Genomic DNA, 21861 nt, shown 5'->3' with positions numbered 1-21861 from the left:
CCCTGGAGATGGTTCACGTGACAGGCGCACCCGTACTGGCGTTGCGCGGGGTCTCCAAGCGCTTCGGTGCCGTCCAGGCGCTCACCGACGTCCACCTGGAGGTCCACGCCGGAGAGGTCGTCGCCCTGGTCGGCGACAACGGCGCAGGCAAGTCGACGCTGGTGAAGACCATCGCCGGCGTCCACCCGATCGACGAGGGTTCGATCGAGTGGGAGGGCCGCGAGGTCCGCATCAACCGCCCGCAGGACGCCCAGGCCCTCGGTGTCGCCACCGTCTACCAGGACCTCGCGCTCTGCGACAACCTCGACGTGGTGGGCAACCTCTTCCTCGGCCGCGAGCTGAAGAAGTTCGGCGCCCTGGACGAGGTCGCGATGGAGAAGCGGGCCAAGGAGCTGCTCGACACGCTCTCCATCCGCATCCCCAGCGTCCGGATCCCGATCGCCGCGCTCTCCGGCGGCCAGCGCCAGGTGGTCGCGATCGCCCGCGCCCTGGTCGGCGACCCGAAGATCGTCATCCTGGACGAGCCCACCGCCGCGCTCGGCGTCGAGCAGACCGCCCAGGTCCTCGACCTGGTCGAGCGGCTCCGCGACCGCGGCCTCGGGGTCATCCTGATCAGCCACAACATGGCAGACGTCAAGGCCGTCGCGGACACCGTGGCGGTGCTCCGGCTGGGCCGTAACAACGGCTCCTTCCCGGTCGCCACCACCACCCACGAGGAGATCATCTCCGCCATCACCGGAGCCACCGAGAACGCCGTGACGCGGCGTCAGGCACGCATCGCGGAGGACGCCAAGTGAGCACCACCGACTCCACCACCCCGGCCGCGCCGGTCGACCCGCGCCTGCTGGTCCGTCAGCAGGGCTTCGCCGGCTACCTGGACGAGTTCAAGCGGAAGATGAAGAGCGGCGAACTGGGCTCCGTCCCGGTCGTGCTCGGCCTGGTCCTGATCGCGGCCATCTTCCAGGGCCTGACCGGCGACTTCCTGAACGCCGACAACCTCACCAACATCACGCTCTGGATCGCGGGCCCCGGCCTGATCGCGGTCGGCATCGTGTTCGTGCTGCTGCTCGGCGAGATCGACCTCTCGCTCGGCTCGGTGGCCGGCGTCTCGGCCGCGATAGCCGGCGTGCTGTCGGCCCGTCAGGGCCTGAACGAGTACCTGGCGATCCTGGTCGCGCTGGCCACCGGCGTCGCCATGGGCGCGCTGCACGGCTTCTTCTTCGCCAAGATCGGCGTCCCGGCCTTCGTGGTCACGCTGGCCGGCCTGCTCGCCTGGAGCGGCCTCCAGCAGTACGTGCTCGGTGACAAGGGCACCGCGAACGTGGTCAACAACGGCGTGATCGCCGACCTCGACCACTACTTCATCGGTGACGGCGACATCGCCGCCACCTGGATCTTCGCGGTCCTCGGCGTCGCGCTCTTCGCGGCCGGCCAGGTGCTGGACGCCCGCCGCCGCGCGGCCGCCGACCTCCCGTCCCGCCCGATGAGCGAGATCGGCCTGCGCACCGGCGCGATCGCGGTGATCGCGATCGCCGCCGCCTACATGCTCAACCAGAGCCAGGGTCTGCCGCTGCCGCTGGTGATCTTCCTCGGCATCGTGGTGCTGACCGACTTCGTGCTCCGCCGCACCACCTACGGCCGGCAGATCTTCGCGGTCGGCGGCGGCATCGAGGCGGCCCGCCGGGCCGGCATCAACGTCGCCTGGGTGCGGATCTCGGTCTTCATGATCTCGGCCGGGATGGCCGCCCTCGGCGGGCTGTTCATCATGAGCCAGCAGGGTTCGGCCGACAAGGCGCTCGGCGGCGGCAACGTGCTGATGAACTCGATCGCCGCGGCCGTCATCGGCGGCACCAGCCTGTTCGGCGGCCGGGGCAAGACCTGGTCGGCGCTGCTGGGCATCCTGGTGATCCAGTCGATCATCACCGGCCTTGACCTGGTGCACGTCAACCAGTCGATCCAGTACATGATCACCGGCTCGGTGCTGCTGGCCGCGGTGGTCCTGGACTCCGTCTCCCGGCGGACCCAGAAGTCATCCGGTCGAGGTTGACCGTAAATCCGATCATGTGAGGCTCGGCACCCGAACCGTTCGGGTGCCGAGCCTCGTCATGTCGGTCAACACCGGTCAACCCCAGGCGCACTGACAAGCGTCCGCCAGGCGGACATTAGACTCGGGCAGTCCGGCCGTACGCGGCCCGAGAAAAATATCGGAACGAGGAGGAACGGGTGGCCCTGCTGACCCGCATTCGGGGACCGCGCGATCTCGACCGGCTCACGCCCGCCCAGCTGGCCGAGCTGGCCGGAGAGATCCGGACGTTCCTGGTCCAGGAGGTCTCCAAGACCGGCGGACACCTCGGGCCGAACCTGGGCGTGGTCGAGCTCACCATCGCGCTGCACCGGGTCTTCGACTCACCGCGCGACCGGATCATGTTCGACACCGGCCACCAGAGCTACGTGCACAAGCTGCTCACCGGCCGTCAGGACTTCTCCGAGCTGCGGATGAAGGGCGGCCTCTCCGGCTACCCCTCGCGCGCCGAGTCCGAGCACGACGTGATCGAGAACTCGCACGCCTCCACCGTGCTCGGCTACGCCGACGGCCTGGCCAAGGCCAACCAGCTCCAGGGCCACGGCGACCGCCCGGTGGTCGCGGTGATCGGCGACGGCGCGCTCACCGGCGGCATGGCCTGGGAGGCGCTGAACAACATCGCCGACGCCAAGGACCGCCCGGTCATCATCGTCGTCAACGACAACGAGCGCTCCTACTCCCCGACCATCGGCGGCCTGGCCAACCACCTCGCCACCCTGCGCACCACCCAGGGCTACGAGCGGTTCCTGACCTGGGGCAAGGAGGCGCTGCAGCGCACCCCCGTGGTCGGCCGGCCGGTATTCGAGACCCTGCACGGCGCCAAGAAGGGCCTGAAGGACTTCATCGCCCCGCAGGGCATGTTCGAGGACCTCGGCCTCAAGTACCTCGGCCCGATCGACGGCCACGACATGAACGCCCTGGAGTCCGCGCTCACCAAGGCGCGCGGCTTCGGCGGCCCGGTGATCGTGCACTGCCTCACCGAGAAGGGCCGCGGCTACCACGCCGCCGAGAACAACGACGAGGACCGCTTCCACGCGGTCGGCGTCATCCACCCCGAGACCGGCCTGCCGATCAAGAGCTCCGGCAAGGACTGGACCTCGGTCTTCGCCGAGGAGATGGTCGAGCTCGGCCGCGAGCGCCAGGACATCGTCGGCATCACCGCCGCGATGCTCCACCCGGTCGGCCTGGCCCCGTTCGCCGAGGCCTTCCCGGACCGGATCTTCGACGTCGGCATCGCCGAGCAGCACGCCGCCGTCTCGGCGGCCGGCCTGGCCACCGGCGGCCTGCACCCGGTCTTCGCGGTCTACGCGACCTTCCTCAACCGGGCCTTCGACCAGGTCCTGATGGACGTCGCCCTGCACAAGCTGGGCGTCACCTTCGTGCTCGACCGGGCCGGCGTCACCGGCACCGACGGCGCCTCCCACAACGGCATGTGGGACATGTCGATCTGTCAGGTGGTCCCCGGCCTGCGGCTCGCCGCCCCGCGCGACGCCGACCAGCTCCGCGCCCAGCTGCGCGAGGCGGTCGAGGTCGACGACGCGCCGACCGTGGTCCGCTACTCCAAGGGCACCGTCGGCCCCGCCGTCCCGGCGGTCGGCACCGTCGGCGGCATGGACGTGCTCCGCCGCGACGAGGACGCCGACGTGCTGATCGTCTCGGTCGGCGCCATGGCCACCACCTGCCTGGCCGTCGCCGACCTGCTCTCCGAGCGCGGCATCGCCACCACGGTGGTCGACCCGCGCTGGGTCAAGCCGGTCGACCCGGCCCTGCCCGGCCTGGCGGCCGAGCACCGCCTGGTCGTCACCGTCGAGGACAACGGCCGGGCCGGCGGCGTCGGCTCGATGATCGCCCAGGCCCTGCGCGACGCCGAGGTCGACGTACCGCTGCGCGACTTCGGCATCCCGCAGGAGTTCCTCGACCACGCCACCCGTGACCAGATCCTCACCGAGATCGGCCTCACCGCCCCGGCCATCGCCACCAAGGTCGCCGACACCCTCGCCCGCACGGGCGCCGCGGTCTGAAATTGGTGACCCCGGGGGCGCGAGGAACTGCGCGGGGTGGGAAGGCAGCACCTGCAACTGGCTGACGGTGGGTCAGTTGCAGGTGGGCCGCCTTCCGATTCGCGCAGTTCCTCGCGCCCCCAGCGGCGCAGCCATGTGCGCCCCGGTGGGTCCGTGCGTGTCCCACGTTTCTGTCGGATCGTCACATCTAATGGCCGGACCGGTACCGCCCCCGGCAGAGCCGCCCGGTAGGTTGTCCCTCGTGTCCGTTGCCCTGGCCCGCCAGTTCGCCGCCCTGACCGGGCGGCTGCCCGAGCGTGTCCGGACGGGGTACTGGACCAGACTGGTCCCGGTGCTCGCCGTGCTGGCGACGGTCACCCACGTCCCGTCCTTCCTCCGCCCGGTGTGGAGCCCGGACGAGGGCTACCTCGCCACCCAGGCCCGCATGCTGGCGGACGGCGGCGTCCTCTACGACACCGTGGTGGACCGCAAGCCGCCCCTGCTGCCCTGGCTCTACGAGGCCTGCTTCGCGCTCTTCGGCTCCGCCTCGCTCTGGCCGCTGAGAACCCTGGCCATCGTCGCCCACCTGGTCACCGCGATCCTGCTGGCATCGATCGCCCGCGGCCGCTGGGGCAACCGGGCCGGCGGTGCGGCCGGCGCGCTCTACCTCCTGGTCTCGATCGGCCTCTCACCCGAGGACACCCAGGCGGCGACCTTCGAGGTCTTCATGCTGCCCGCGATGGTGGCGGCGTTCCGCTACGCCGAGCGCCGCCGCTGGCTGGCGGCCGGGATCGCGGTGGCGCTCTGCTCGCTGACCAAGCAGACCGGCGGAGCGGTGATGCTCCCGGTGCTCTGGATGCTGCTCCAGGACGCCCGGCTGCGCGGGGTGCGCTGGCAGTCCGCCGTGGCCAAGGTCTGCTTCGGCTTCGCGCTGCCGATAACGCTGGTCGCGGTGATCCTCACCAACCCCAAGGGCTTCCTGTTCTGGGTGGTCACCGGCAGCGGCGACTACGCCTCGCTCGGCGGTGCCTGGCTCCAGATGACCGGCCGGGCCCTGGGCAACTCGGCCATCCTGCTGGCCGCCGGCCTGGGCTTCCTGGCCCCGGTCGGCCACCGCCTCTGGCTGAGGATGCGTCACGGCGTGCTGCCCTCACCCCGGGGGGAGGAGTACGGCTCGACCTCGGACCTCTGGGTCTGGCTGCTCTCCTCGCTGGTCGCGGTCTCGACCGGCTTCCACTTCTTCGGCCACTACTACCTCCAGCTGATGCCCCCTCTGGTGCTGCTCGGCACCGGCGCGGTGGCCACCTCGAAGATCCGCTGGAAACCCGTGCTGGTCTACAGCTCGGTCGCCTCCTTCGCCTTCTGCGCCCTCGCGGTCTTCTGGCCGGGCCAGCGGATGGACCACACCACCCAGGTGGCCAGCACCATCGCGGAGCAGACCACCGCCAAGGACACCGTGCTGGTCTGGGGCATGCACCCCGAGCTCTACTGGCTGGCCGACCGACGCCCCGTCACCCGCTACCTGACGGCCGGCTTCCTGACCAACTTCAGCGGCGGCAAGGACGGCAAGGACGTCGGCGAGCAGTACAGCATGGCCGACGCCTGGCAGACCTTCGACCAGGAGCTGGCCACCAAGGGCCTCCCCGAGATCGTCGTCGACGACTCCGGCCGCTCCGCGTACCAGCCCGTCCACATCCCCCGCATCGAGAATCTACTCGACACCCGCTACGAGGTGGTCGGAGTCAACGCCGACACCGTCATCTACCGCCTCAAGCGCTAGTCGGCCGTTCGGGGAGCCGTGAGCTCCGCGGCCACGGTGAGGAGCACGGCGGCGATCTCCAGGGCGCTCTCGCGGCGTTCGTCCGGGTCCTGGCCGGCCCTGGCGGAGCACTCGGCGAGGTGCAGCCGGGCGGCGTTGGCGAGGTCGCGTTCGACGGCGGCGACGGAGCGCCAGCGGTCGAGGAAGTCGTGCACGGGCACCAGGCTGTCGGTGCCGAGGGCCCGGGTGAACGCCTGGTCGCGCTCGCGTTCCAGCTCCAGCAGGCGGTAGGGGGCGACGGAGGTGATGACGGCCCGGATCGCCGCGAAGGAGGCTTCGTCCAGCGGGGCCGCGGGGGTGGGGGCGGTGACGGTGCTCATCGTTCTGGTCCTTGCGTGTGCGGGGCCGCGTCCGGCGGTGCGGCGGCCTGGGCGATGGCCTGGGCGAGGGCCGTCCACAGGGGGTTGGCCGGTGGGTACGGCAGCATGTCCTCGGCGTAGTACCACCAGAAGTGACCGCCCAGGTAGCGCGGTGCGGTGACCGGCAGGGTGTAGTAGTGGGTGAGCTGCTCGGCCTTCTGCTCCTCCGTGGCCCGCCGGTCGGCGAGGCCGTTCTCGCCGAAGCCCACCCTCGCGTGCGGGAAGAGGCCGGCCAGTTCGGTGAAGACGGAGTCCCATTCGGCGAGCGTCGGGCGGTAGCCGTTGCAGTCGTCCTCGTAGTAGGAGACCAGCACGTGGTCCAGGCCGTCCCGGAGCTCCTGCGGCAGGTTGGCCCGGGCCCACGGCAGCATCTCGTGCGCGGGGTCCTCGGCGCAGCCGGGGTTGTAGTAGAGGGTCAGGGCGGTCCGCCCGCCCGCCGCGACCACCTGGTGGTAGGCGTCGGTCACCTTGGCGGTGACCTCCTCGGCGGGGCCGAGCCAGCCGCCGTTGACCTCGTTGCCGACCTCCCAGAGGTCGATCTGCCCGCCGAAGGCGGTCAGCAGGGCGGCGGTGCGGTCGTGGTACTCCGTCAGGGAGGCGTCGGCCACGGCGGTGGAGTCCATCGGCAGGCCCATCAGGTAGCTGACGGGGTGCAGGGCGGCCACCGCCCGGGCGTAGCCGGCGGGGTCGGTGCCGGGGTCGAAGACCACCCGTGCGGTCGGCCGCTGCGGAAGGGCCGTCAGGGAGGCGACCAGGGCGGGCAGTTCGGTGAGGTCGTCGAGGGTGACGCCGTACAGGGTGTCGGGCAGGGCGCGGGCCGGGGGAGCGGGGCCGGACCCGACCGGCGCGGTGACCGGCGCGGCGGCCGGCGGTGAGCAGGCGAGCAGCAGGCACAGGCAGGCCGCCGTGAGGGCGGAGCGGGTGCGGGCGGCTCGCATGGCGGAGGCTCCCTATTCGACCGTGACGGACTTGGCGAGGTTGCGGGGCTGGTCGACCTCGTGGCCCTTGGCGGTGGCGAGTTCGCAGGCGAAGACCTGGAGCGGGACGGTGGCCACCAGCGGCTGGAACAGGTCGTGGGTGGCCGGGATGCGGATCAGGTGGTCGGCGTAGGGGGTGACGCTCTCGTCGCCCTCCTCGGCGATCACGATGGTGCGGGCGCCGCGGGCCCGGATCTCCTGGATGTTGGAGACGATCTTGTCGTGCAGCACCGACCGCCCGCGCGGCGAGGGCACCACCACGATGACGGGCAGCCCCTCCTCGATCAGCGCGATGGGGCCGTGCTTCAGCTCGCCGGCGGCGAAGCCCTCGGCGTGCATGTACGCCAGCTCCTTGAGCTTCAACGCCCCCTCCAGCGCCACCGGGTAGCCCACGTGCCGCCCCAGGAACAGCACCGCGTGCGCGTCGGCGAGCGAACGGGCCAGGGCCCGGACCGGCTCCATGGTGTGCAGCACCCGGCCGATCTGCGCGGGGGCCTCGCCGAGTTGGCCGATCAGACGGGCGGGATCCGGTGCGGCGCCCTGGACTTGGCCGAGGTGGAGGGCGACTAGGTAGCAGGCGACCAGCTGGGTGAGGAACGCCTTGGTCGAGGCGACCGCCACCTCCGGCCCGGCGTGGGTGTAGAGCACCGCGTCGGACTCGCGCGGGATGGTGGAGCCGTTGGTGTTGCAGATCGCCAGCACCTTCGCGCCCTGCTCCCGCGCGTGCCGCAGCGCCATCAAGGTGTCCATCGTCTCCCCGGACTGGGAGATCGCGATCACCAGCGTCCGCTCGTTCAGGATCGGGTCCCGGTACCGGAACTCGCTGGCGACCTCCACCTCGCACGGCACCCGCGTCCAGTGCTCGATCGCGTACTTGGCGATGGCACCGGCGTGGTACGCCGTCCCGCAGGCGACGATCACCACCTTCTCCACCGACCGTAGGTCCAGGCCCAGTTCATCGAGCGTCAGCTGCCCGTCGGCGCTGATCCGTCCCAGCAGGGTGTCGGCGACCGCCTTCGGCTGCTCGGCGATCTCCTTCAGCATGAAGTAGTCGTAGCCCCCCTTCTCCGCCGCCGACGCGTCCCAGTCCACGTGGTACTCCCGCACCACCGCCGGCGCACCGTCGAAGTCCGTCACCGACACACCGCCGGCCCGCAACTCCACCACCTGGTCCTGCCCCAGCTCCACCGCCTCCCGCGTGAACGCGATGAACGCCGCCACATCCGACGCCAGGAAGTTCTCCCCCACCCCCCTACCGACCACGAGCGGCGAGTTACGCCGAGCCCCCACCACCACACCCGGCTGCTCCGCGTGCACCGCCACCAACGTAAAAGCACCCTCCAGACGACGGCACACCACCCGCATCGCCTCCGCCAGATCCCCCGCGAACACCTCCCCCAACAGATGCGCCACCACCTCCGTGTCCGTCTCCGACCGCAACACGTGCCCCCGCCCCGCCAACTCCTCCCGCAACACGGCGAAGTTCTCGATGATCCCGTTGTGCACCACCGCCACCCGCCCGTGGTCGTCCAGATGCGGATGCGCGTTCACGTCCGTCGGACCACCATGCGTCGCCCACCGCGTATGACCGATCCCGACGGGGGCCTCGGGCAGCGGGTCGTCGGCCAGCGCCTTGCGCAGGTTGACCAGCTTCCCGGCCCGCTTGCCGGTGGCCAGTCCACCCGCCGCCTGGACGGTGATCCCGGCCGAGTCGTACCCCCGGTACTCCAGCCGCTCCAGCCCGTCCAGGACGACGTCCAGGGCCGGGCGTCCCCCTGCGTAACCCACGATTCCGCACATCGGAACCAGAGCCTCTCGGTAAAAGTGTCCCGGCTGCCGGCCCGGACGAGCGGGCCGGCAACCGGGCTGGTGCTCCGTCAGGGAGCGAGGACGGTGGCGGGGGAGGCGAAGGTGTAGCCGAGCGCCTTGATCCCGGTGACGGTCTGCTGAAGAGCGGTCAGACCGTAGGACGGGTGGTAGAAGAAGCTCGCGTAGCCGTCCCGCACCACGAGGTTCAGCCTGGCCGAGTTGATCATGTCGGCCGGCAGCCTGGGCGGGTTGTTGTTGGACATCGTCGGCTCGTAGTTGCCGATGTTCTCCGGCAGCACGGTCTCGCCGTAGACGTCGTGCACGGGGTACGGGAAGAACTGACCGATCATCATCGAGTAGTCGATCGGCTGGCCGCTGAGCACGCCGCCGAAGTACAGCGAGCGCTCGTAGCGGGCGGCGAACTTCGGTTCGAGGGCCCGGTAGTCGACGGCGGAGCCGGCGTAGTGCGGGAACTCGAAGATGGTCGGCACCGGCAGCAGGGAGAGCGTGAACTCCAGTGCGGCGGAGTTGATCCGGTTCAGCGCGTAGCTGCTGGAGTCACCGGGGACGGGGCCCTGGTGGATCACCCAGTCGGTGTTCTGGCACGGGGCCCGGAACTGGTACGGCGGGTACTGGGTCACCGAGCACTGGGCCCGGTAGAACTCGAAGTCGTCGCCGCTGACCCCGTCGTAGGGGTTGGCGATGTTCGAGAACTGGTGCGTGTAACCGTGCATCACCATGGTGCCGCCGTTGGAGATCAGCGACCTGATGGCCGTGATCATCGCGGGCGTCCGGGAGAGCCGCAGGGTCTCCGGCCGGCCGCCGTTGTAGGTGCCCTTGGGGTCGGTGTAGACCGGGATGACGCCGAAGCTGAACGGGATGTTCTGCGACTTCAGCCACTTGCCCATGGCGGTCAGCGCGACCGGGTCGTCGGCGGGGCTGATGTCCTCCAGCCGGACCATCGCGCGGTGCCGCTCGGCGGTCTGCGGCGCGAGGGCGTCGAAGAGCAGGTCGCTGAAGATCATCACCCGGTCGTTGGCGCTCACGTAGGAGAACGGGACGTCACCGATGTAGGTGAGGTTGTTCGAGCGGACCGCCCACGGGACGGTGGCGCCGGTGGAGTCGGTGGAGGAGGCGAGGACGCTCACCTTCGCCGGGTCGGTGATGGTCTCGCCCAGCACGCCGCCGCCGTTGAGCGGGTCGCGGCTGAGGCTCTGGCCCTTGTAGCCGACCGAGGTGATCGGGTTGTAGTTGAAGAAGGAGTTGGTCGGGTCCCAGCCGTAGGCGGCCGAGAAGTTCGCCGGGCCGACCTGGTTGGCCAGGTTCCAGATGTTGTCGTAGAGCCAGACCACCGGCTTGGTCGTGGTGGTCACGTCCGTGTAGAAGGACGCGGGGATGCCGTCGGGGATCGGCTGGCCGTTGTTGTCGTTGGCCCCGTAGTAGGTGGAGCCGAAGTAGACCGTGGCCGAGTAGTTGTTGACCTCGCCGGGCTGGTACTGGGAGACCGGCTTCGGCGTCACGCTGCCGAAGTGGCCGGCCAGGTTGGCGGTGGTCATCGCGTACAGCTCGCCGAGGTGTCCGTACGGGCCGGCGGTGTCGTAGAGCACCAGCGTGCTCTTCCCGGTGTTCGGCGCCGGATTGGTGAGGGCCTGCGGGAGGGCCTGGAGCGTGGTGGCCTGTTTGAGTTTCTGATGGGGATTCAGTTTCCGGGTCTTCTCGGCCTTCTTCTGGTCGGCGCCGAAGGCGGGGCCGAGGTCGCTCGGCGACCGGCCCTGCTCGGCGGCCTCCTGGGTCTTCTTCTGGTCCGGAGGCGGTTTTGCGGTGGCGGAGTCGACCGGGAGGAATCCCACGCTGAGGACCAGGGCGATTGCCCCGACGATCGTCGTCCGGTACCGATTACGGCTCACTGAATGCAAAGGCATGACAGCCCCTGGCGATGTGTGTTCAAGCCATGGATACGGGAGGGGCCCGGCGGACTTTTTCCCGGCGTCTCGACACAGAAGGCCGGGCGGTGCACGGAGCGGCACCCGAAAGCCGGCCTGGAGTCGCGGGGGCTTGGCGCTGACGGAACGTCAACGACGACCAGCCGCAGCACAGGCGATACACCCGACACTGTCACCGGCGCGGGAGGGTGTCAATCCCTTCCCGCGAGTAGCAAAGCGTGCAATTCCTTCATTGAAGGGTTACCCCACCCGTGTTAAGTTGTTCATGAAAGTCCCCATGGGGCGCACGAGGATCCGAGTCGGCAGACGGTCGCCTTTCCCGGCTCGGGGAGTGAATGGCGAGACCGGCCCCCTCCATCGCGAGCGCGAGAGCCGTGTCATCGGCCGGCATCCGGTCGCATTCCGTCGGGGTTGATCTCCCATGTACGTGAACTGCGGAGCCAGCAGCGGAGTCTGCTTCAGCGCGGCGTCCGTGCTGCCCTCCGGCGCCTCCGGGTCCGAACTGGCCCGCTTGCTGCTGGAGATCGCCGGAGCCGGCTTCGGACTGTACGTCGTGTGCGGCCTGCTCCTGCTGCTCTACGGCCTGGTGGTCCGCCACCGCCGCTCCCGGCAGGGGCCGCAGCAGCCCCACGCGGTGCCTTCCGAGGTCGCCGGGGCCACCGCCGTCCGGCGGGGTGCGTCGTGCTGACGGCCGTCCTGCTCGGACTCTCCACCGCCGTCATCGTGACGGCGCTGGCGTACAACACCGGGATGTTCGTGCTGTCCCGGCGGGTCGTCCGGCCCACAGCGACGGACGACCCGCACCGCCGGCGGTACGTCTTCCTGCTCGCCTGCCTCAACGAGGAGCGGGTGCTGGCCGAGAGCCTGCGCCGGCTGATGTCCCTGCCCCGGCAGGACGTCCTGGTACTGGTGGTTGACGACGCGTCGGAGGACCGCACCGCCGAGATCGTCCGGGCCGCCGACCCGGCCAGGGTGCTGCTGCACCGGCGGCACCTGCCCGACGCCCGCCGGGGCAAGGGGGCCGCGCTCAACGACGGCCTGCGGTACCTGGGCGAGTCCGGCCTGCTGGCCGGCACCGCCCCCGAGGACGTGGTGGTCTGCGTGCTGGACGCCGACGGCCGGCTCGAACCCGGAGCGGTCGACCAGGCCGACCGGTTCTTCGCCGACCCGGCCACCGGCGCGGTCCAGATCGGCGTGCGGATGTACAACCGCGAGGACCGGCTGCTCTGCCGGATGCAGGACATGGAGTTCGTCGTCTACACCGACGTCTTCCAGGCCGGGCGCCGCCACGTCGGCAGCGTCGGGATGGGCGGGAACGGGCAGTTCATGCGCCTCAGCGCGCTGCGCTCGCTCGGCCCCGAGCCCTGGAGCGACCGCCTCACCGAGGACCTCGACCTGGGCATCCGGCTGCTCGCGGCCGGCTGGCGCAACGAGTACTGCGCCGCCGCCGCCGTCCACCAGCAGGCCGTGCTCGCCGTCCGGCCGCTGGTCCGCCAGCGCTCCCGCTGGTTCCAGGGCCACATCCAGGCCACCAGGCTGGTCCCCATGGTGCTCCGGGAGATCCCCGGCCGGGCCGCCGCCGACCTGGTCTACCACCTCTCCAGCCCGGCCCTGCTGCTGCTCACCTCGCTGCTGCCGCTGGCCTTCGTGGCCGGTGCGGTCGGCTTCCTCACCGACTCCCTCGCGGCCGGCCACAACACCTTCTCGCCGTACTGGCTGATCCCGCTGTACCTGCTCGCCTTCGCCCCCGCCTACGCCTACGCCTACGTGTACCGGCAGCGGGAGGACGGGCTCGGCTGGTGGCGCTGCCTCGGGCTGGCCCACCTGTTCGTCGGCTACGGCTACCTCTGGTTCGCGGCCGGCTGGTGGGCCGTCGGCCGCACCGTCAGCGGCCGCACCGGCTGGCTGAAGACCGCCCGGACCTGACCCCGCGTCAGCGGCCGGTCCCCGGGCACCCCCAACTGTCCGACGCGCCGCGCCGGGCTCCCTCCGGAGCCGGCCGGCCCGTACCTTCCGCTGCCCAAGAAGGTCACCATGTCCGAACCTCTGCACGTCAACGGCTCCTCCCGGATCGACGGCTTCCCCCGGCTGCGCGCCGCCGTGGTGCTCGGCACCCGGCCCGAGGCGGTCAAGCTCGCCCCCGTGGTCCGGGCCCTGGACGCCTCGCCGTACTTCGAGCCGGTGCTGGTCAACACCGGCCAGCACCGGGAGATGCTCGAACCCATGCTCCACCGCCTGCAGCTGACGGCCCGTCACAGTCTCGACGTGATGCGCGAGCGCCAGCAGCTCTCCGCGCTCACCGCCCGCCTGGTCGAGGGCCTCGGCGAGGTGCTGCGCTACGAGGAGCCCGACCTGGTGATCGTGCAGGGCGACACCTCCAGCACCCTGTGCGGCGCGCTGGCCGCCTTCTACGAAGGGATCCCGGTCGCCCACGTGGAGGCCGGGCTGCGCAGCGGCGTGCTGGACGACCCCTTCCCCGAGGAGCTCAACCGGCGCCTGGTCTCCACCATGACCCGCTGGCACTTCGCCCCCACCGAACGGGCCGCCCACCGGCTGCGATCCGAGGGGGTGCCACCCGACGCGGTGCACGTCACCGGCAACACGGTGATCGACAACCTGCTCTGGGTGCGCCGCCGGCACGTCGGCAGCTCGGCCTTCCGCACCGGCCGCCGCGGCGTGCTGGTCACCCTGCACCGCCGGGAGAACCAGGGCGACCGGATGCGGATGATGGCCGCCACCCTGCAGCGGCTGGCCCGCCGCGGCGACGTGGAGATCCTGCTCCCGGTGCACCGCAGCCCCGCCGTCCGGGACGTGCTGGAGTCCGCGCTCGCCCACGAGCCGCACATCACCCTCACCGGGCCGCTGGACTACTTCGACTTCACCGCCTCGCTGGCCGCCTGCGAGCTGGTGCTCACCGACTCCGGCGGGGTCCAGGAGGAGGCGCCCAGCCTGGACAAGCCGGTCCTGGTCCTGCGCACCACGACCGAGCGCCCCGAGGTGGTCGCGGCCGGCGGGGCCCGGCTGGTCGGCGTCGAGCCCGACGCCATCCACGCCGCCGCCAACGCCCTGCTGGACGACCCGGCCGACTACCAGGGCATGGCCGCCGCCCCCAGCCCCTTCGGCGACGGCTGCGCCGCCCGGCGGATCGTCGAGCGGCTGGCCCAGGACTGCGTCGGCCCGCTGCACCACCAACTGCAGCCCGATGTCTCGTTGGTGGACTGGTGACCGTGACCACCGGCCGGGCGCCGCTGCGCACCTCCGGTCCGGCCCCGCCCCGCCGGGTGCCCCGGGTGGTGCTGCCAGCCGTCCTGCTGGCCCTGGTCCTGGTGGTCACCGCCGTACTGACGGGATCGTCCCGCTCCGCCTTCACCCCCTGGCCGGAGGGCACCGCGCACGGCCCCTGGGTCGCGGTCTTCAACGGGGAGGGCACCGTCGGGGCGCGCGGTGACCTGATCACCCTGGCCCCGCGCCCGGCCACCACCCCGGCGGAGACGCACGCCGCCCTGGTGGTCTCGGCCGACAGCCGCTCCGACCTGACGCTCCGTCTGGGGGTGCGGACCGCCGAGCAGTTGCGCACCCCGACCCCCAACACCTGGGAGACGGCCTGGGTGGTCTGGCACTACACCGACCCCCAGCACTTCTACTACCTCGCCCTGAAGCCCACCGGCTGGGAGCTCGGCAAGGAGGACCCGGCCTACCCGGGCCACCAGCGCTTCCTGGCCACCGGCCCGCCGCACTACCCGGTCGGCCGCTGGCACACCGTGGACGTCCGCCAGCGCGGCGCCACCGTCACGGTGCTGGTTGACCGCCACGAGTTGGTCACCTACACCGACACCGAACGCCCTTACCCGGGAGGCCGGTTCGGCCTCTACACCGAGGACGCCCGGGCAGAGTTCCGCGACGTGACGGCGGGCTAGGAACGCCGAAGGGCGGCATCCCCCCGCACAGGGGATGCCGCCCGACGGTGCGTCAGCGTGCCGACTACTCCGGGACCGAGGCCAGGCCGGGGGCCAGGAACTTCTTGCCGTTGACCCGCTCGGAGACGCCCTCGCGGTCCAGGTACGGGGTGATCCCGCCCAGGTGGAACGGCCAGCCGGCGCCGGTGATCATGCACAGGTCGATGTCCTGCGCCTCGCCGACGACGCCCTCGTCCAGCATCAGGCCGATCTCCTGCGCGACGGCCTCCAGGGCGCGGGCGCGCACCTGCTCCTCCGTCAGCACCGAGTCGCCGAAGGTCAGCAGCGCCAGCACCTCGGGGTCGAGGACCTGCTTGCCGTCCTCCCAGACGTAGAAGCCGCGCTTGCCGGCCTTGACCACCTTGCCGAGGTTCTCGGAGACCGAGAACCGCTCCGGGAAGGCGCCGTGCAGGGTCTCCGACACGTGCAGCGCGATGGCCGGGCCGACCAGCTCGAGCAGCGCGATCGGGGACATCGGCAGGCCGAGCGGCTTGACGGCCGCCTCGACGGTCTCGAACGAGGTGCCCTCGTCGATGATGCCCTGGATCTCGCCCATGAAGCGGGTCAGGATGCGGTTCACCACGAACGCCGGGGCGTCCTTGGTCAGCACCGCGGTCTTCTTCAGCTTCTTGGCGACCGCGAAGGCGGTGGCCAGCGAGCCGTCGTCGGTCTTCTCGGCCCGGACGATCTCCAGCAGCGGGAGGATCGCGACCGGGTTGAAGAAGTGGAAGCCGACCACGCGCTCCGGGTGCTGGAGCTTGGAGGCCATCTCGGAGACCGAGAGCGAGGAGGTGTTGGTGGCCAGGATGGTGGTCGGCGAGACCACCGCCTCCAGCTCCGCCAGCACGTTCTGCTTGACGCCCATCTCCTCGAACACGGCCTCGATCACGAAGTCCGCGTCGCCGAACGCCACGGCCTTGTCCAGGTGACCGCTGACCAGGCCCTTGAGCTTGTTGGCCTTGTCGCTGCCGATCCGGCCCTTGCCGAGCAGCTTGTCGATCTCGGCGTGGACGTAGCCGACGCCCTTGTCGATCCGCTCCTGGTCGATGTCGGTCAGCACGACCGGCACCTCCATCCGGCGGGCGAACAGCAGGGCCAGCTGAGAGGCCATCAGACCGGCGCCGACGACACCGATCTTGGAGACCGGGCGGGCCAGCGACTTGTCCGGGGCACCGAACGGGCGCTTGGCCCGGCGCTGCACCAGGTTGAAGGCGTACAGGCCGCTGCGCAGCTCGCCGCTCATGATCAGGTCGGCCAGCGCGGCGTCCTCGGCGTCGAAGCCGGCCTGCAGGTCCTGGTCCTTGACCTGCTGGATGATGTCCAGCGCCTTGTAGGCGGCCGGCGCGGCGCCGCTCACCTTGGCGTCGGCGACCCAGCGGCCCCAGGTGACGGCGTCGTCCCACGCCTTGCCCCGGTCGAACTCCTCGCGCTCGACGACCACGTCGCCGTTGAGGACCTTGGCGGCCCAGCCCAGGGACTGCTCCAGGAAGTCGGCCGGCTCGAAGATCGCGTCCGCGATGCCGAGCTCGAACACCTCCTTGCCCTTGAGCTGCTTGTTCTGCGCCATCGAGTTCTCGACGATGACCTTGACGGCCTTCTGCGGGCCGATCAGGTTCGGCAGCAGGGTGCAGCCGCCCCAGCCGGGGACCAGGCCGAGGAAGACCTCGGGCAGCGAGAAGGCCGGGAGGCCCGAGCTGACGGTGCGGTAGGTGGCGTGCAGGCCGACCTCCACGCCGCCGCCCATGGCCGCGCCGTTGTAGAACGCGAAGGTCGGGACCGGCAGCGCGGCGATCCGCTTGAAGACGTCGTGGCCGCCCTTGCCGATGGCCAGCGCGTCGCTGTGCTCCTTGAGCACCTCGACACCCTTGAGGTCGGCGCCGACCGCGAAGATGAACGGCTTGCCGGTGATCGCGACGGCCTTGACCGAACCCTCGGCGGCCTCCGCCTCGACCTGGTCCAGCGCCTCGGACAGCTTGGCCAGCGAGCCCGGGCCGAAGGTGGTCGGCTTGGTGTGGTCGAAGCCGTTGTCCAGGGTGATCAGCGCGATCCGCCCGGCGCCGTACGGCAGTTCCAGGTGGCGCACGTGCGCGGTGGTGACGACCTCGCCGGGGAACAGCTCGGCGGCGCGCTTCAGCAGCTCAGTGGTGCTCATGGTCACTTACCACCCTCGAAGTGCGGGTTCTCCCAGATGATGGTGCCGCCCATGCCGAAGCCGATGCACATGGTGGTCAGGCCGTACCGGACGTCCGGGCGCTGCTCGAAGCGGCGGGCCAGCTGGTTCATCAGGCGCACGCCCGAGGAGGCCAGCGGGTGGCCGAACGCGATGGCGCCGCCGTACGGGTTGACCCGCTCGTCGTCGTCCGCGATGCCGTAGTGGTCCAGGAAGGCCAGCACCTGGACGGCGAAGGCCTCGTTGACCTCGAAGGCCTGGATGTCATCGATCGTCAGACCGGCCTTGGCCAGCGCCTTCTCGGTCGCCGGGACGGGACCGATGCCCATCACCTCGGGCTCGACGCCCGCCCAGGCGAAGCTCACCATGCGCATCTTGACCGGCAGGCCGAGCTCCTCGGCGACGTCCTCGGCCGCCAGCAGGGAGGCGGTGGCACCGTCGTTCAGACCGGCCGAGTTGCCCGCGGTGATGTTGCCGTGCGGACGGAACGGGGTCTTCAGACCGGCCAGGCTCTCCAGCGTGGTGCCCGGACGCATCGGCTCGTCGGTGGTGGCCAGGCCCCAACCGGTCTCGCCGACCTCGGCGTTGGTGTTGCGGACCGCGATCGGCACCAGGTCCGGCTGGATGTCGCCGTTGACGTACGCCTTGGCGGCCTTCTCCTGGGAGCGGACGGCGTAGGCGTCGCAGCGCTCCTTGGTGATGTGCGGGAACCGGTCGTGCAGGTTCTCCGCGGTCATCCCCATGAAGAGGGCGGACTCGTCGACCAGCTTCTCCGAGACGAAGCGCGGGTTCGGGTCCACGCCCTCGCCCATCGGGTGCCGGCCCATGTGCTCCACGCCACCGGCGACGACGATGTCGTACGCGCCGAAGGCGATGCCGCCCGCGGTGGTGGTGACGGCGGTCAGCGCACCGGCGCACATCCGGTCGATCGCGTAGCCCGGGACGGACTTCGGCAGACCGGCCAGCAGCGCGGCGGTCCGGCCGATGGTCAGGCCCTGGTCGCCGATCTGGGTCGTGGCCGCGATGGCGACCTCGTCGATCCGCTCGGTCGGCAGGTTCGGGTTGCGGCGCACCAGCTCACGGATGCACTTGACGACCAGGTCGTCGGCGCGGGTCTCGTGGTAGATGCCCTTCGGGCCGGCCTTGCCGAACGGGGTGCGGACGCCATCGACGAAGACGACGTCCCTCGAGGTACGAGGCACGGGGCTCTCCTCCAGGGGACACGACAGTGGGTGCAGTCCTCAACCCACGACGGGAGCGGCGCTGCTTCACCGCCATGCTACCCGCCGGTAACTACCTTGCCCATAGCCCCACGGCATGTGTCCTCGGTCACCAGCCGCACCGTGCCCGCCAGGGAGCGCCCCGCAGGGGCGCGAGGAAGTGCGCGGGGTGGGAAGGCAGCACGTGCAACTGGCTGACGGTGGGTCAGTTGCCGGTGGGTCGCCTTCCGGTTCGCGCAGTTCCTCGCGCCCCCGGGGGGGCGCGTTGCCTAGGCCTCGGGAGTGGGGACCTTGGCTTCGGCGAAGGCCTTGGCGACGGCTGCGCCGATGGCCTCGGTCTGCCACTTGCGGGCGCCGAGGCGGCGGAAGGCGGCGATCACCGAGTCGGCGTCGGCCGGGACCGGCGGCTCCCAGGAGACGCGGCGGACCAGGTCGGGCGTGATCAGGTTCTCGGCCGGCAGGTGGTGCTGCTCGGCCAGCGCCGTGATGGCGGCCCGCGCCGCGGAGAGCCGCGCGGCGGCCAGCGGGTCCTTCTCGGCCCAGGCGCGCGGCGGCGGCGGCCCGTCGTGCGGAGCCGTCGCCGGCGGCAGCTCGTTCTCCGGGATCTCCCGGGCCCGCTGCAACGCGGCCAGCCAGAGCTCCAGCTGACGGCGGTTCACCCGGGGCCCGAAGCCCTGGACGGCCTGCAGCGCCGGAGCGTTCAGCGGCATGGCGAGCGCGGCGTTGACGATCGCCGCGTCGGAGAGCACCCGCCCGGGCGAGACGTCCCGGTCCCGGGCGGCCTGGTCGCGGGCCAGCCAGAGCTCGCGGACGGCGGCCAGCTGGCGGCGGCGGCGGACCTTGTGCAGCTGGGAGGTGCGGCGCCACGGGTCGGTGCGGGGGGCGGGCCGCGGCGCGGCGGCGATCGCGGCGAACTCCTCGCGGGCCCAGCCGAGCTTGCCCTGGCCGTCCAGCTCCTGTTCGAGTGCGTCGCGCAGCTCGACCAGCACCTCGACGTCCAGAGCGGCGTACCGCAGCCACGGCTCGGGCAGCGGGCGGGTGGACCAGTCCACCGCCGAGTGCTCCTTGGCCAGCGACAGCCCGAGCACGCTCTCCGTCATCGGGCCGAGGCCGACCCGGGGGAACCCGGCGATCCGGCCGGCCAGCTCGGTGTCGAACAGCACCTTCGGCTTCATGCCGACCTCGGCCAGGCAGGGCAGGTCCTGGGTGGCGGCGTGCACGACCCACTCGGTGTCGGCGAGGGCCTCGCCGAGCTCGGAGAGGTCGGGGCAGGCGATCGGGTCGATCAGTGCCGTGCCCGAGCCCGCGCGGCGGAGCTGGATCAGGTACGCGCGCTGACCGTAGCGGTAGCCGGAGGCCCGCTCGGCGTCGACGGCGACCGGGCCGGTGCCCGCCGCGAAGGCGGCGACGGTCGCGGCGAGCGCGGTCTCGTCGGCCACCACGGGTGGGAGCCCCTCCCTCGGTTCGAGGAGCGGGACCGGGGCTGTCTCTTCTGGGGTGGCTACGGCGTCGGTCACCCACCAAGGGTACGACGCCCTCCGGATCCCGGGAGGTCCCCGGACCAGCCAAGTGGTTCCACCAGGGGTGCGACGAACTGCGCGCAGGGGAACGGCAGCACCTGCAACTGGCTGACGGAGCCTCAGTTGCCGGTGGTTCGCCTTCCGATTCGCGCCCCGCGGCCGAGCCGCAGATCGGCAGAGCCTCGCGCCCCTGCGGGGTGCCCTCCCCTGGATAACGAAAGGGGCCCGGAGGGGAAACGTTCCTCCGGGCCCCGAACTGGGGTGATGGGGTGACGGGTCGTCAGTGGATGATGCCGGTGCGGAGGGCGACGGCGACCATGCCGGCCCGGTCGCCGGTGCCCAGCTTGCGGGCGATCCGGGCCAGGTGGCTCTTCACGGTGAGGGCGGACAGGCCCATGGCGACGCCGATCGCCTTGTTGGACTGGCCCTCGGCGACGAGCCGGAGCACCTCGACCTCGCGCCCGGACAGCTCCCGGTAGGTGGTCGGCTGCACGCCGGGCGCACCGGGAGCCCCCGGAGCCCCGTGCGGGGCACCCGCCGAGCCCGGCATCCCGGGCATGCCCGGCCGCCGCATCCGCCCGGCCAGCCCGCCGGCGCCGATCGGCAGCCCGGGACGGCCCGGCATGGCGAGGTTGGTGCGGGTGCCGGTGACCACGTACCCCTTCACGCCGCCCGCGAGGGCGGAGCGGACCGCGCCGATGTCGTCCGCGGCGGAGAGGGCCAGGCCGTTCGGCCAGCCCGCCGCTCGGGTCTCGGCGAGGATGGTGAGGCCGGAGCCGTCGGGGAGGTGGACGTCGGCGACGCAGATGTCGCGGGGGGTGGAGACCCGGGGGCGGGCCTCGGCGATCGAGGAGACCTCGATGACGTCACGGACACCGAGCGCCCAGAGGTGCCGGGTGACGGTGTTCCGGACGCGGGGGTCGGCGATGACCACCATGGCGGTGGGCTTGGTCGGACGGTAGGCGACCACGCTTGCGGGGTGTTCGAGAAGGACCGACACCGTGCCTCCTGGGGGAGTGGCGGACGCCAGCTCCTCGTCGCCGCCTCTGGCCGATGGGGGCGCTCGGAGTGTTCCGCGTTTGGAAAGGGTCACAGACACCTTCGGCATCAACCGTGCCCGGCTTTAGCGAAAGATCACGATCTAGTGAGTAACAATACGGACAAATCGCGCAGGTGACTGATGCGACATGCCCTGAAATCGCACAGAACGCGTCATGTTCGGGACCTGTCCGGGCGGATTCGGACGGTCAATTGACGGCAAGCGCCGTGTGATTCACGCTGCGTCAGCCCTGGGGGTGGTAGCGCGCGGCGAAGCGGACGGTCAACCGTCAGTGGGAGCGCGGGCGTCGCCGGGCGGGCATCGGGACCACTCCGCCGAGTGACGGGGCGTCGGGAAGCGGCAGCGGCGCGGGGGAGGCCGGAGGCAGGCCGGCGCAGCCGCAGAGCAGGTCGGCCCAGGCGGCGAGGTGCCGTTCGAGGCGGCCGTCGGCCGGGGTCCAGGAGGCCCGGACCTCGATCTCGGTGGAGGTCTCCCGGTCGGCGAGCGCGCCGAAGTACTGGGAGATGCCCCGGGTCACGGTGCCGCCGGCCTCGGCGTGGGCGGCACCGTGGGCGTGAAGCGCGTCGGTCAGCCAGGCCCAGCCGACCTCGGAGAGCATCGGGTCGTCGGCCATCTCGGGTTCGAGCTCGGCCCTGGTCAGCGAGACGAGGCGGAACTCGCCGCGCCAGGCCTCCTGTCCGGCCGGGTCGTACAGCAGCACCAGCCGGCCGTCGGCCAGCTCCTCGCCGTCCACCTCGACGGTCGCGGTCAGCGCGTACGCGAACGGGGCCATCCGCTTCGGTGCCGGGGCGGGGGAGAGCTGCACCTCGGGACGCAGCCGCGCGCCCGCGAGGGCCTCCACCGCAGCGCGGAACTCCACCGGAGCCGACTCCTTGCCTGTACCGCCACCCTGCGCTGGGTGCCCGCCGACCGCTGCCATGACCGAGAGCCTAGGTCGGGCGGGCC

17 protein-coding genes are annotated in these 21861 nt (G+C 71.4%); 8 read left to right on the top strand and 9 right to left on the bottom strand.

From position 1 onward, the window contains the following. Positions 1 to 8 precede the first annotated feature (8 nt). From ACZ6ZR_RS06410 to ACZ6ZR_RS06395, 4 genes are all read left to right on the top strand, one after another. Positions 9 to 797 (top strand): ATP-binding cassette domain-containing protein, encoded by a 789-nt coding sequence (locus ACZ6ZR_RS06410; RefSeq protein ID WP_465639935.1) that lies wholly within the window; start codon positions 9 to 11, stop codon positions 795 to 797. Further along, on the top strand, positions 794 to 2047 hold the full coding sequence (locus ACZ6ZR_RS06405) for a sugar ABC transporter permease (protein ID WP_465639933.1): 1254 nt from the start codon (positions 794 to 796) through the stop codon (positions 2045 to 2047). The genes ACZ6ZR_RS06410 and ACZ6ZR_RS06405 overlap by 4 nt, the downstream gene beginning before the upstream one ends. A gap of 176 nt (positions 2048 to 2223) precedes the next feature. Then, positions 2224 to 4104, top strand: coding sequence for a 1-deoxy-D-xylulose-5-phosphate synthase (dxs, locus tag ACZ6ZR_RS06400; protein WP_465639931.1), 1881 nt, complete (start codon positions 2224 to 2226; stop codon positions 4102 to 4104). A 241-nt stretch (positions 4105 to 4345) separates the two neighbouring features. Further along, complete coding sequence (locus tag ACZ6ZR_RS06395; RefSeq protein WP_465639929.1) at positions 4346 to 5863, top strand: ArnT family glycosyltransferase; 1518 nt, start codon at positions 4346 to 4348, stop codon at positions 5861 to 5863. On the opposite strand, the gene ACZ6ZR_RS06390 is transcribed toward ACZ6ZR_RS06395, so the two are convergent. From ACZ6ZR_RS06390 to ACZ6ZR_RS06375, 4 genes are all read right to left on the bottom strand, one after another. Further along, positions 5860 to 6222 (bottom strand): DUF6247 family protein, encoded by a 363-nt coding sequence (locus ACZ6ZR_RS06390; protein ID WP_465639927.1) that lies wholly within the window; start codon positions 6220 to 6222, stop codon positions 5860 to 5862. The genes ACZ6ZR_RS06395 and ACZ6ZR_RS06390 overlap by 4 nt on opposite strands. Further along, complete coding sequence (locus ACZ6ZR_RS06385) at positions 6219 to 7199, bottom strand: hypothetical protein (RefSeq protein WP_465639925.1); 981 nt, start codon at positions 7197 to 7199, stop codon at positions 6219 to 6221. The genes ACZ6ZR_RS06390 and ACZ6ZR_RS06385 overlap by 4 nt, the downstream gene beginning before the upstream one ends. 12 nt (positions 7200 to 7211) lie before the next feature. Continuing rightward, the gene (gene glmS, locus ACZ6ZR_RS06380) at positions 7212 to 9038 is read right to left on the bottom strand and encodes a glutamine--fructose-6-phosphate transaminase (isomerizing) (RefSeq protein WP_465639924.1); all 1827 of its coding nucleotides are present in this window, start codon (positions 9036 to 9038) and stop codon (positions 7212 to 7214) included. A gap of 77 nt (positions 9039 to 9115) precedes the next feature. Then, on the bottom strand, positions 9116 to 10897 hold the full coding sequence (locus ACZ6ZR_RS06375; RefSeq protein WP_465639922.1) for a DUF2334 domain-containing protein: 1782 nt from the start codon (positions 10895 to 10897) through the stop codon (positions 9116 to 9118). Between the two features lie 514 nt (positions 10898 to 11411). Here ACZ6ZR_RS06375 and ACZ6ZR_RS06370 point away from each other — a divergent pair. The 4 genes from ACZ6ZR_RS06370 (at position 11412) to ACZ6ZR_RS06355 (ending at position 14907) form a co-directional block, all read left to right on the top strand. Continuing rightward, positions 11412 to 11678 carry a hypothetical protein gene (locus ACZ6ZR_RS06370; RefSeq protein WP_465639920.1) on the top strand — a complete coding sequence of 89 codons (267 nt, stop codon included), beginning with the start codon at positions 11412 to 11414 and terminating at the stop codon, positions 11676 to 11678. Further along, the gene (locus tag ACZ6ZR_RS06365; protein WP_465639918.1) at positions 11672 to 12916 is read left to right on the top strand and encodes a glycosyltransferase; all 1245 of its coding nucleotides are present in this window, start codon (positions 11672 to 11674) and stop codon (positions 12914 to 12916) included. The genes ACZ6ZR_RS06370 and ACZ6ZR_RS06365 overlap by 7 nt, the downstream gene beginning before the upstream one ends. A 108-nt stretch (positions 12917 to 13024) precedes the next feature. After that, the gene (gene wecB / locus ACZ6ZR_RS06360; RefSeq protein ID WP_465639916.1) at positions 13025 to 14215 is read left to right on the top strand and encodes a non-hydrolyzing UDP-N-acetylglucosamine 2-epimerase; all 1191 of its coding nucleotides are present in this window, start codon (positions 13025 to 13027) and stop codon (positions 14213 to 14215) included. Then, positions 14212 to 14907, top strand: a complete 696-nt coding sequence (locus tag ACZ6ZR_RS06355; protein ID WP_465639914.1) for a 3-keto-alpha-glucoside-1,2-lyase-like domain-containing protein — start codon at positions 14212 to 14214, stop codon at positions 14905 to 14907. The genes wecB and ACZ6ZR_RS06355 overlap by 4 nt, the downstream gene beginning before the upstream one ends. 64 nt (positions 14908 to 14971) lie before the next feature. Here the strand turns inward: ACZ6ZR_RS06355 and ACZ6ZR_RS06350 are convergent, their stop codons facing one another. The 5 genes from ACZ6ZR_RS06350 to ACZ6ZR_RS06330 all read right to left on the bottom strand — a co-directional run bounded on the left by ACZ6ZR_RS06350 (position 14972) and on the right by ACZ6ZR_RS06330 (position 21835). Then, positions 14972 to 17098 (bottom strand): 3-hydroxyacyl-CoA dehydrogenase NAD-binding domain-containing protein, encoded by a 2127-nt coding sequence (locus tag ACZ6ZR_RS06350; protein ID WP_465639912.1) that lies wholly within the window; start codon positions 17096 to 17098, stop codon positions 14972 to 14974. Between the two features lie 2 nt (positions 17099 to 17100). Beyond that, the gene (locus ACZ6ZR_RS06345; RefSeq protein ID WP_465639910.1) at positions 17101 to 18318 is read right to left on the bottom strand and encodes a thiolase family protein; all 1218 of its coding nucleotides are present in this window, start codon (positions 18316 to 18318) and stop codon (positions 17101 to 17103) included. 287 nt (positions 18319 to 18605) lie between these two features. Beyond that, complete coding sequence (locus tag ACZ6ZR_RS06340; RefSeq protein WP_465639908.1) at positions 18606 to 19853, bottom strand: HRDC domain-containing protein; 1248 nt, start codon at positions 19851 to 19853, stop codon at positions 18606 to 18608. Positions 19854 to 20136: 283 nt separating this feature from the next. Next, positions 20137 to 20856: a LuxR C-terminal-related transcriptional regulator gene (locus tag ACZ6ZR_RS06335; protein WP_465639906.1), complete on the bottom strand. Its 720-nt coding sequence runs from the start codon at positions 20854 to 20856 to the stop codon at positions 20137 to 20139. Positions 20857 to 21184: 328 nt separating this feature from the next. Further along, positions 21185 to 21835, bottom strand: a complete 651-nt coding sequence (locus tag ACZ6ZR_RS06330) for a DUF3000 domain-containing protein (protein ID WP_465639904.1) — start codon at positions 21833 to 21835, stop codon at positions 21185 to 21187. Between the last annotated feature and the right edge of the window lie 26 nt (positions 21836 to 21861).

Source organism: Kitasatospora sp. NPDC088742 (assembly GCF_055584905.1).
Note: the sequence above shows the minus strand (reverse complement) of the source record. Positions and strands in the feature narration are given on the sequence as shown.